The 9,943-nt window shown below is 72.9% G+C and carries 9 protein-coding genes; 6 read left to right on the top strand and 3 right to left on the bottom strand.

The features are described from left to right. Window positions 1–351: 351 nt before the first annotated feature. Complete coding sequence (locus ACFWWQ_RS17840; protein ID WP_384597114.1) at window positions 352–813, top strand: MaoC family dehydratase; 462 nt, start codon at window positions 352–354, stop codon at window positions 811–813. Window positions 814–915: 102 nt separating this feature from the next. Here ACFWWQ_RS17840 and ACFWWQ_RS17835 read toward each other — a convergent pair whose 3' ends face one another. Further along, window positions 916–1,545 (bottom strand): TetR/AcrR family transcriptional regulator, encoded by a 630-nt coding sequence (locus tag ACFWWQ_RS17835; protein ID WP_384597112.1) that lies wholly within the window; start codon window positions 1,543–1,545, stop codon window positions 916–918. Window positions 1,546–1,748: 203 nt separating this feature from the next. On the opposite strand from ACFWWQ_RS17835, the gene ACFWWQ_RS17830 reads away from it, so the two are divergent. Both ACFWWQ_RS17830 and ACFWWQ_RS17825 read left to right on the top strand, forming a co-directional pair. After that, window positions 1,749–2,390, top strand: coding sequence for a TetR/AcrR family transcriptional regulator (locus tag ACFWWQ_RS17830; RefSeq protein ID WP_384597110.1), 642 nt, complete (start codon window positions 1,749–1,751; stop codon window positions 2,388–2,390). Between the two features lie 103 nt (window positions 2,391–2,493). Beyond that, the gene (locus ACFWWQ_RS17825; protein WP_384597108.1) at window positions 2,494–3,558 is read left to right on the top strand and encodes an urea transporter; all 1,065 of its coding nucleotides are present in this window, start codon (window positions 2,494–2,496) and stop codon (window positions 3,556–3,558) included. 190 nt (window positions 3,559–3,748) lie between these two features. Here the strand turns inward: ACFWWQ_RS17825 and ACFWWQ_RS17820 are convergent, their stop codons facing one another. Both ACFWWQ_RS17820 and ACFWWQ_RS17815 read right to left on the bottom strand, forming a co-directional pair. After that, window positions 3,749–5,188 carry a CitMHS family transporter gene (locus tag ACFWWQ_RS17820; protein WP_384597106.1) on the bottom strand — a complete coding sequence of 480 codons (1,440 nt, stop codon included), beginning with the start codon at window positions 5,186–5,188 and terminating at the stop codon, window positions 3,749–3,751. Between the two features lie 177 nt (window positions 5,189–5,365). Then, on the bottom strand, window positions 5,366–5,977 hold the full coding sequence (locus ACFWWQ_RS17815; protein WP_384597104.1) for a TetR/AcrR family transcriptional regulator: 612 nt from the start codon (window positions 5,975–5,977) through the stop codon (window positions 5,366–5,368). Between the two features lie 213 nt (window positions 5,978–6,190). Between ACFWWQ_RS17815 and hmgA the strand changes: the two genes are divergently transcribed. The 3 genes from hmgA (at window position 6,191) to ACFWWQ_RS17800 (ending at window position 9,753) form a co-directional block, all read left to right on the top strand. Beyond that, a complete protein-coding gene (gene hmgA, locus ACFWWQ_RS17810; RefSeq protein WP_384597102.1) occupies window positions 6,191–7,531 on the top strand; it encodes a homogentisate 1,2-dioxygenase in 1,341 nt (446 codons plus the stop codon). A gap of 16 nt (window positions 7,532–7,547) precedes the next feature. After that, window positions 7,548–8,297 (top strand): GntR family transcriptional regulator, encoded by a 750-nt coding sequence (locus ACFWWQ_RS17805; protein ID WP_384597100.1) that lies wholly within the window; start codon window positions 7,548–7,550, stop codon window positions 8,295–8,297. A 214-nt stretch (window positions 8,298–8,511) separates the two neighbouring features. After that, window positions 8,512–9,753 (top strand): type ISP restriction/modification enzyme, encoded by a 1,242-nt coding sequence (locus ACFWWQ_RS17800; RefSeq protein ID WP_384597098.1) that lies wholly within the window; start codon window positions 8,512–8,514, stop codon window positions 9,751–9,753. The last annotated feature ends 190 nt before the right edge of the window (window positions 9,754–9,943 follow it).

Genomic DNA, 9,943 nt, shown 5'->3' with positions numbered 1-9,943 from the left:
CACGACGTGCACACAGTCCGCAAAACAGCTGCCAAACCGAAAACGACGAAGTCCACGACTCCTCGCCCACGCCGCACAGGTTAAAGATCAAGCTAGGGCGTGTCCGCAAAGTCCCGCCTGGCGCGCGACGCCCTGCACGCCCTGGGCACCGGACACCGGGCGGCCGTCCACCGAGCCCGGCACCCACCCCGGCCCCCGCCGGTCCGTTGACAGCAGCACGCACACTCCGCATGCTGAGCAAGCGCTTAGCACAGAGACGTGGCGCAGGGATCAGCCAGTACACGGTCAGCGACGACGGGCGCCCGGCAGGGCGTGACCGGGCGGCGCGGGAAACTTCAGGAGGCGGACGGGATGGCAGAGCCCCGGGTGTTCGGATCGCTCGACGAGCTGCGGGCCGCGGTCGGCGAGGAGCTGGGCCCCAGCGACTGGCTGGAGATCGATCAGCGGCGGATCGACCAGTTCGCCGAGGCCACCGGTGATCACCAGTGGATTCATGTCGACGCGGAGAAGGCGGCGGCCGGACCGTTCGGCACCACCATCGCGCACGGCTATCTGACGCTGTCGCTGCTGCCCGCCCTCGTCCCGCAGCTGATGCGCGTCGACAACGTCACGATGGGCATCAACTACGGCACCAACAAGGTCCGTTTCCCTGCCCCCGTCCCGGTCGGCTCGCGGGTGCGGGCCACCGCGCGGATCGCGGAGGTCACGGAGGTGCCCGGTGGGGTGCAGCTGACGACGGCGGTGACGATCGAGCGCGAGGGCGGCGGAAAGCCGGTGTGCGTGGCGGAGTCGGTCAGCCGGTTCACCTTCTGAGGCGGCGGCGGGCCTGGGGCGAGCGCATGGGCGCCCGCCCCAGGCCCGCCGCCCGTCACCTCACCCCGAGGCCGTCACATGGAGGCCGTCACACGGAGGCCGTCACTCCGCGCCCGCGCCCACCATCCGCAGGACCAGCCCCGCATAGAGGACGCCGACCTCGTCGGGGGTGCGGCGGCCGTCGGCGGTGAACCAGCGGGCGACGTCCACGCAGAGCGACAGCACGGCGAGGGTGGTGCCCGGGACGTCGTCGGCGCGGAACTCCCCGGAGTCCGCGCCGTCCTGGATGATCTGGCGCAGCAGCCGGTCGGTGCGGCGGCGCAGCGCGGTGATCTCGGCGTAGTGCTCGGGGCCGAGCGCCTGGAGTTCGTACTGGATGACCCGGGCGGTGGTGTGGTGCTCGGCGTGCCAGCGGACGAAGGTGCGGACGGCTCCGGCGAGCCGTTCGGTGGCGCTGCCGTCGGCCGCGGCGGCCTCGTCCATGATGGCGAGCGCCTTCTCGTGGCCGATGCCGCTGATGCGGTAGAGCAGTTCCTCCTTCGTCCGGTAGTGGATGTAGAGCGCGGCGGGGCTCATTCCGGCGCGGCCCGCGATGTCGCGGGTGGTGGTCGCGTGGTAGCCGCGTTCGGCGAACGCCTCGACGGCGGCGCGGACCAGGCGCCGTGCGGCGTCCGGAGCCACATCGGCCCACTCGTCGCCGGCACCCGCCGCCTCCCGTGCCTCCGCGTCCATCGCACACCCCGCTTTTCCTCCGCCACGGACCCTCCACGGACGGACCGCACACCTTACCGCGCGGGTGAGCGGACGCTTAGCACATATTCGCGGGGCGCCGCGGGCCGGGTGGCCGGAGCACCCGTACGCCGGTCGGCGCATCCCCACCAGGCAGCCACTCGGCACCGCTGGTCAGCGGCGGGGCGGCCTCTACCATGTGAGGCATGGCCCGCCCCCGCAAGCCTCTGCTGAGCCGCGCCCGGATCGTCGCCACGGCGCTGGCGCTCATCGACGCGGAAGGGCTGACGGCGCTCTCCACCCGGCGGCTCGCCGCCGAGCTGGGGGTGAGCGGCCCGTCCCTCTACAACCACTTCTCGACCAAGGACGCGCTCCTCGACGCGGTCGCCGACACGGTCATCGCACAGGTCGACGTCACCGCCTTCGCGGACGGCGACTGGCGGACCGGGCTGCTGGGCTGGGCCCGTTCGTACCGCGCCGCGCTCGCCGCGCATCCGCACATCGTGCCGTTCCTCGCGCAGGGACCCGGTCGCCGTCCGGCGGGGCTGAAGATGGCCGATGCGGCGTTCGGCGGTCTGGTCGACGCGGGGTGGCCCCCGGCTCAGGCGACCCGGGTCTGTGCGATGGTCCGCTACTTCGTGGCCGGTTCCGCGCTCGGCTCGTTCGCCCGCGGCTTCGTCGACGACCCCGGCGCGTACGATCCGGACGCCTATCCGCACCTCGGGCAGGCGCATCTGCTGCCGGAGCATCAACGCCGGGTGGACGAGGGCGCGTTCGAGGCCGGGCTGGTGGCGCTGGTCGACGGGCTCGCGCTGCACCATCCGCGGCTCACCCCGCACGGTCGGTAGCCACGTCGCCGCGCGCGGGCCCTCGCCCCGGCCCTCACACCTCTTAGATGTAGAGTGCACCAGCCTCTGACCGGCAGGGGCATTTCGGGTGTGGGGAGGCATCGTGGGCCAGCGGGACACGAGGGAGGGCGCCGCGCCGCAACCGGATTCGGCCGCCCCCGGCAGGCGGCTGTGGGAGTTCGCGCTGGCGGTGCTGCGCGGCCAGGCGCAGGTCGACTTCCTGCCCCACGCCCTTACCGGCGCGATCTTCGCCGTCGCCCTGTTCGCCTCCGGCTGGCAGTACGGCGTCTACGGTCTGCTCGGTACGGCGGTGGGCACGGCGACCGCCCGGCTGCTGGGCGTCGCCCGGGACCGGATCACCGCCGGCCTCGAAGGCTTCAACGCCTGTCTGGTCGCGGTCGGCTTCGCCGTCTTCCTCGGCGCCGGCCATCTCTCCACCGCGCTGCTCGCGCTGGCCGGGAGCGCGGTGGTCACCGTCGTCACCGGCGCCGCCGCGCGGGTCCTGGCGACCTGGGACCTGCCGACGTTCACGCTGCCGTACTGCCTGATGGCCAGCTCCATGACGATCGCGGCACCCGGCTTCGAGCGGATCTGGCACAACGGCGAGGGGCTCGCCGCCCTGACCCACCCGGCGGGCGGCCCCACCACGTTGAGCTGGACCGATCTCTGGCACGCCTTCTTCGCCGACTTCGCGCAGATCTTCTTCATGCCGCAGTGGTACGTCGGTCTGATCTTCCTCGTCGGCATCTTCGTGGCCAGCCGCCGGGCCGGGGTGATGGCCTGCGTGGGCAGCGTGGTGGGCATCGTCACCGCCTGGGCGCTGGGCGCACCGGCCGCGGACGTCGCCGAGGGCACCATGGGGTACAACGCGGTGCTGGTGACGATGGCGCTGTGCGGGGTGTTCCTCGTCGCCGACGCCTGGAGTCTGGGCTACGCGGTGGTCGCGGCGGCCGCGGCGACCGGCCTCAGCTCGGCGATGGCGGCGCTCTTCGCCCCGTCCGGCGGCCACACCTTCACCTGGCCGTTCGTCCTCGTCTCGCTGGTCTTCCTGGTCGCCGCCCCGGCCTTCCCGCGGCTGCGCCGCCCGGACGCGGCGGCACCCACCGACGGCGCCGACAGCGCGGACGGCACGGACGGCGCGGAGACGCAGGTCGCCGCGGCGGCCTGAGACCGGCGGGTCCGCGGCCTCGGCCTGAGCGGTCCGGGCGCGGCGAACCGGCCGAGACGGTTGCCGGTCGGCAGCAGGCCGAGGGCGGTCGGGGCGATCCGCGGCCCTCGCCGCCACCGGGAGGTACGTGGTGAGGGTGTCGGTGGCCGAGAGGACCGCCCCCGGGACCTGCTTTCCGGTACCGGCCTAGCTAGATGATGCCGATCAGAAGTCCCGCGCACAGCACCACGAGGGAGGTCAGCGCGGCCCACTTCATGGTGAAGCGGGTGTGGTCGCCGAATTCGACGCGGGCCATGCCGATGAGGACGAAGACCGCGGGGACCAACGGGCTGGACATGTGCAGCGGCTGTCCGACGAGGGAGGCGCGGGCGATCTCGACGGGGTCGATGCCGTGGGCGGCACCGGCCTCGGCGAGGATCGGGACGATGCCGAAGTAGAAGCCGTCGTTGGACATCAGATACGTCAGCGGGATGCTCAACACGCCGGTGACCAGGCCCATGTGGGGACCCATCGCGTCCGGGATGTTGCCGACCAGCCAGCGGGCCATGTGCTCGACCATGCCGGTGCCGGTGAGAACGCCGGTGAAGACGGCGGCGGCGAAGACCATGCCGGAGACGTTCAGGACGTTCTCGGCGTGCGCGGCGATGCGCTCCTTCTGGAGGTTCATCTGCGGGAAGTTGACGGTGAGGGCGAGGGCCGCGCCGATCAGGAAGAGCACCGGGATCGGCAGGGTCTGGAGGATCAGCAGGGTGAGCAGTGCGACGGTGAGCGCGGCGTTGAACCAGTAGAGCTTGGGCCGCAGGGTGGCGCGGTGCGGGTCCAGGCCCTGGAAGCCGTCGTCCGCGGCGTCCGCGGCGCCCGTGGTGATGTCCGTACCACCGGAGGCCGGCGCCGTACGAGCCGCCGCGGCGTGCCCGGTTCCGGTGCCCGCGCCGGTCAGGACCTGCTCGGTCTCCTCGGCCTCGGCTGTCGCGACCGCGTTCTCCGCCGGCTGGTCCGCGCCGTCGAAGGACAGCGCGCCGAGCCGCTTGCGCTCGCGGCGCCCGAGGACGTACGCGAGGGCGAAGACGGCGGCGAGGCCGCAGGCGAGGGCCGGGATCATGGGGACGAAGATGTCACCGGCGTCGAGCTTGAGGGCGGTGGCGGCGCGGGCCGTCGGGCCGCCCCAGGGGAGGGTGTTCATCACGCCGTTGGCGGTGGCAGCGATGCCGGTCAGGACGACCAGGCTCATCTTGAGCCGCCGGTAGAGCGGGTACATCGCGGAGACCGTGATCATGAACGTGGTGGAGCCGTCGCCGTCCAGCGAGACGATCGCGGCGAGCACCGCCGTACCGACGACGATGCGCAGCGGATCGGCCTTGCAGAACCGCAGGATGCCCCGGACGATCGGGTCGAAGAGCCCGACGTCGATCATGACGCCGAAGAAGATGATGGCGAACATCAGCATCGCGGCCGTGGGGGCCAGGTCGCCGATGCCCTTGATCACGTAATCGCCCAGGTGCGCGCCCTTTCCGACGAGGACGCAGAACAGCACGGGGATGAGTACGAGCGCCGCCATCGGCGACATCTTCTTCATCATGATCAGCACCAAGAAGGTAGCGATCATGACAAATCCGAGGATTGTCAGCACGGGAGTACCTCACGTTCGCCCTTGAACACCCGCCGGGATGGCGGTCGAGGTGACGTTAGGTGGCCGAAACTCGCGTTAACAAGGTCTTGACATGCGAGCAATACGAGCAAAACACCAGGTCACGAAGGGGAAACGGATACATGGGCCGGGGCGGGCACCACCACACCCGCCTCCGGCTCACTCGTCGAGGTACCGGGCCAGATAGCTGCGCAGCAGCTCCTTCGTCTCGGTGACGATGAGCGGATCGCCCTCCGGGCTGACCCGGAAGGCGAGTTGGAGGAGGGAGTCGGCCGCCTCGACGCCGACGAGGAAGACGGTGCGCAGCCGTTCGTCGGCGGCGTCCAGCGCGAGGGGCGCGGCGAGCAGTCCGAGGAGGCGGTCGGCGACAGCGTGGTTGGCCTGGCGGGAGTCGCGCGGTGCCGGGACGGTGAACTCCACGAGCGCGAAGCCCGGCACCGTCCGCTTCATGGCGAGGTATGCGTCGACGACCACGTCCATCGCGCCGCGCCAGCCGCCCGGGGCGTCCGGGGCGGCCAGCCGGGCCGTGATGCGGTCGGCGTACGCGTCGAGGTTGCGCCCGGCGAGCGCCTCGGCCATGGCGCGTTTGTGCGGGAAGAAGCGGTAGACGGAGCCGATCGGCACCCCGGCGCGCCCGGCGACGGCGCGGGTGCTCAGGCCGTCGTAGCCGCCCTCCTCCAGCTCTTCGGCACAGGCGTCGAGGATGCGGGCCAGGCGCTGGGCACTGCGGCGCTGGACGGGAACGCGGCGGAGCGGAGTGGGCTGCTGCACCCCTCCATCCTGCCCGGTGATCCGCGAGGTGACCGGAAGTCACCCGGATGGCCGTACCCGGCGGCGGAGCGGGTGCGGCCGACAGCCGTTGCACAGAGATGCGGGGAGCCCAGATCCGGCCACCCCGGCCGGGAGCCTCCGTTGACGCCCCACCCCGCCAATCCTAGGGTTTCCCATAGGATTCCAGGATTCCTCAATCGGCGGGAGCGCGCGATGACAGGTACGGGCACGGAGCGGACGGGCGCGGCGGCCGGGGAGCCGGACCTCGCGTACCTCACCGGATTCGGGAACGAACACAGCTCCGAGGCGGTGCCCGGCGCGCTGCCCGAGGGCCGCAACTCCCCCCAGCGCGCCCCCCTCGGCCTCTACGCCGAGCAGCTCAGCGGCTCCGCGTTCACCGAACCGCGCGCCCACAACCACCGGTCGTGGCTCTACCGCATCCGCCCCTCGGCCGCCCATCCGCCGTACGCCCGGGTCGCACGGCGCGGGGTGCGCTCCGCGCCGTTCACGGACTCCGTGCCCGACCCCAACCGGCTGCGCTGGGACCCGCTGCCCGAGCCCCAGGAACCGACCGACTTCCTGGACGGCCTGTGGACGCTCGGCGGCAACGGCGACGCCACCCAGCGCACCGGTATGGCGGTGCATCTGTATTACGCCAACTCCTCCATGACGGACCGGGTGTTCGGCGACGCCGACGGTGAGCTGCTGATCGTGCCGGAGAGCGGCGCGCTGCTGCTGCACACGGAGCTCGGCGTGCTGCGCGCCGCACCGGGCGAGGTCGCGCTGATCCCGCGCGGCGTCCGCTTCCGCGCCGTGCTGACCGGCCCGCACGCCCGCGGCTACGTCTGCGAGAACTACGGCCGCCCGTTCCAGCTCCCCGACCTCGGCCCGATCGGCGCCAACGGCCTGGCCAACGCCCGGGACTTCCGCGCCCCGGTCGCCGCGTACGAGGACACCGAGCGGCCCGTCGAGGTCATCAACAAGTTCTGCGGCAACCTCTGGAGCGCCACCTACGACCACTCGCCGCTCGACGTCGTCGCCTGGCACGGCGACCACGTCCCGTACGTCTACGACCTGCACCGCTTCAACGTCATCGGGTCGATCAGCTACGACCACCCGGACCCGTCGATCTTCACCGTCCTCACCTCGCCGTCCGACACCCCGGGGCTGGCCGGGGTGGACTTCGTCGTCTTCGCGCCGCGCTGGCTGGTCGGCGAGGACACCTTCCGGCCGCCGTACTTCCACCGCAACGTGATGACGGAGTACATGGGCCTGATCGAGGGCGCGTACGACGCCAAGACCGGCGGGCGGGGCGGGTTCGTGCCCGGCGGCGGCTCACTGCACAACATGATGTCGGCGCACGGACCGGACCGGGAGACGTTCGAGCGGGCCAGCGCGGCGGAGCTGGCGCCGCAGAAGATCGACGACGGTCTTGCCTTCATGTTCGAGACCCGCTGGCCGCTGACGCTGACCGATCAGGCCAGGGATGCCGACCACCTGCAGCGCGGCTATGACGACGTATGGCAGGGTCTCCAGCGCCACTTCCGCCCGTGACACCGGGGAACGCCCTGTGACGACCTTCGCTCCCGACTCGATCGCCCTGAACCGCAAACTGCCCCTGTGGTATCAGGTTTCGCAGTCGCTGCGCGCCTCCATACTGGGCCGCTCCCCGGACGCGCCGCTGCGGCTGCCGACCGAGGACGCGCTCGCCGCGCACTACGGCGTCAGCGTGCTGACCATGCGCCAGGCGTTGAAGGAGCTGGAGACGGAGGGGCTGATCAGCCGGCACCGGCGGCGCGGCACGTTCATCGAGCCGAGCGCCCGGCGCGGCGCCCCGGTGCGGCTGCTCGGTTCGGTGGACGCGATCGTGGCCCAGCAGTCCGGGATGACCTCCCGGCTGCTGGAGCACGGGCCGGTGCCGGTCCCGCCTGAACTCGCGGAATTCTTCCCGGGGTTGCGGGAGGTCGCCGGGTACGTCCGGCTGCGCAGCGACGAGGAGAGCGGCGAGCCGACCAACCACGCCCGCAACTACGTCCACCCCGAGGTCGCCGCCCATGTCGACCCGGCCGACCTGGCGCACCGGCCGATGACGAAGGTGCTGCGGGACACCGTCGGCGTGCGCATCAGCCGGATCACCGACACCGTCGAGGCGCGGCTCGCCGACCCGGAAACCGCCCGGCTGCTGCGGGTGCCGCTGCTCAGCCCGATCCTGCACTACACCGGCATCACCTACGACGAGTCGGGCCGGGCGGTCGACGTCACGCACATCCACTACCGCGGCGACCGGTTCTCGTTCACCGTCACGCTGGACGCGGACTGAGCCACCGGGACACGTCCCGCGTCAGATCCGTTCCAGGCCCGGGGCGCGTCCACGACGCCGCACCGGGCCCAAGCCTTCGGCGTCCCGCCGTCCGCCCGCAGCGGGGGCGTTCGCGCGCACGCCCTACGATGCCGGGGTCGGCCGAACGGTCCGGGAGGGCTTGGTTTGACGTCCTCCCCCGCCTGAAGGCGGGGGACGTCCTCGGAGGTATCAGGTGACGGCGAAGCAGGATGCGCCACTGCTGTCCGATCTGCTGCCCTGGTCGGTGCCGCCGCTGCGGCCCGGCCGTGCCTGGGTCACCGGCCCCGATCCGGCGGTGCTGCGCCGCCGCTGGGACGCGCTGGCGGCCGCCGATGACACGGCCGAACGCGCCCGGCTGCTCTGCCCGTCGCGCGCCCGTACGCTGCACACCGCCGTCGGGCAGCTGCCCGGCCAGGCCACGGCGACCGGCTCGCTGGCGGGCGCGCCGGGCCGCTGCCCCGAGCCGGTACGGTTCGCCCACGGCGGCTTCGATCTGCGGTGGCTGCTGCCCGACCACCGGCTGATCGACACGGCCCGGCCGGAGTTGTGGCGGGTCGCCGACGCCCGGCAGCTCTTCGTCGTGGAGTGGACCGCGCAGCCGCGCGAGACGGACCCGCCGCCCCTGCTGTGCTCGGCCGTGCTGCCCGACGGACGGTCACCGGCCGGACGCGGCGGACGGATCCGCCCGCTCCACAAGCGGCCCGGCGGCCATGAACCGAACCTCGCGCCCGGCCTGACCGCGTTGCTCGCGGAGCGACTGGGCCGCCCGGTGGCGCCCGCCGACGTCCTCGCGTGGGTGATGGCGGCGGCGCGGTCCGCCGCCGGGGGCTGCGCGGTCCCGCTGCCCGTGGACACCGGGCTGTGGGAGCGGGGGGTGGCGCTCGGGGAGCGGCTGGTGTGGCTGCAGACCCGCGGGGCGCACGGTCGCGGCGGCCCGGCGGGCGCCCGGCCCCGGCTGCCGGGCGGCCGCCGCCCGTACGTCCGCGCCGCGCTGCCGCCCCGCGGTCTGCCCGCGACCTGCGCGTACGACGCGGACGAGGAGGCGCTGCTGCTCGGCGCCGGGCGGATCGCCCCCGTACCGGCGGGCGCGTGGGCGTACCATGCGGACGGGGTGCGGGTCCTTGAGGCGTGGTGCGCGGCGCGGTCGGCGACGGCCGGGGCGGGCGCTCAGGAGCCGCTGGCGGCGCTCGGCCCGGACGGCTGGTCGCCGGAGTGGACGACGGAGCTGCTGGAGCTGGTCACCGTACTGGCGCTGCTGGCCGAGGCGGAGCCGGAGCGCGCCGCGCTGCGGCAGGAGGCGGCGCAGGGACCAGGCATCGGTGTGGCGGAGCTGCGGGCGGCCGGAGTGCTGCCGGTGCCGGCGCGGGCCCGGCGCCCGGCGTCCGTGCTCGACCATCAGGAGGAGGGGCCGGGCGGGCAGTTCGCGCTGCTGTGAGCCCGCCGGGACATCGGGCTCGGAATATGCAAAACCACCCGTCACGGGCAACGGATGGTGGGTGGCGGGGCGCCGGGCCCGGGCCGGGGGGGGGGGGGGGGCGCCCCCCCCCCCAAAAAAAGGGGGAGCGCAGGGGGGGACGGGAAAGATGTTGTGGGACGGGAGAAGAACAACAAATAAAGCCAACCCC

This window comes from Streptomyces sp. NPDC059080, assembly GCF_042739975.1.
Taxonomy (GTDB): Bacteria; Actinomycetota; Actinomycetes; order Streptomycetales; family Streptomycetaceae; genus Streptomyces; species Streptomyces benahoarensis.
This window is presented reverse-complemented; position numbering and strand designations above follow the sequence as displayed.

Bases quoted from the DNA above. Each gene is read 5' to 3' on its own strand.
- ACFWWQ_RS17830 (WP_384597110.1), top strand. From the start codon at position 1,749: ATGGCCCGCCCCCGCAAGCCTCTGCTGAGCCGCGCCCGGATCGTCGCC.
- hmgA (WP_384597102.1), top strand. From the start codon at position 6,191: ATGACAGGTACGGGCACGGAGCGGACGGGCGCGGCGGCCGGGGAGCCG.
- ACFWWQ_RS17835 (WP_384597112.1), bottom strand. From the start codon at position 1,545: ATGGACGCGGAGGCACGGGAGGCGGCGGGTGCCGGCGACGAGTGGGCC.
- ACFWWQ_RS17840 (WP_384597114.1), top strand. From the start codon at position 352: ATGGCAGAGCCCCGGGTGTTCGGATCGCTCGACGAGCTGCGGGCCGCG.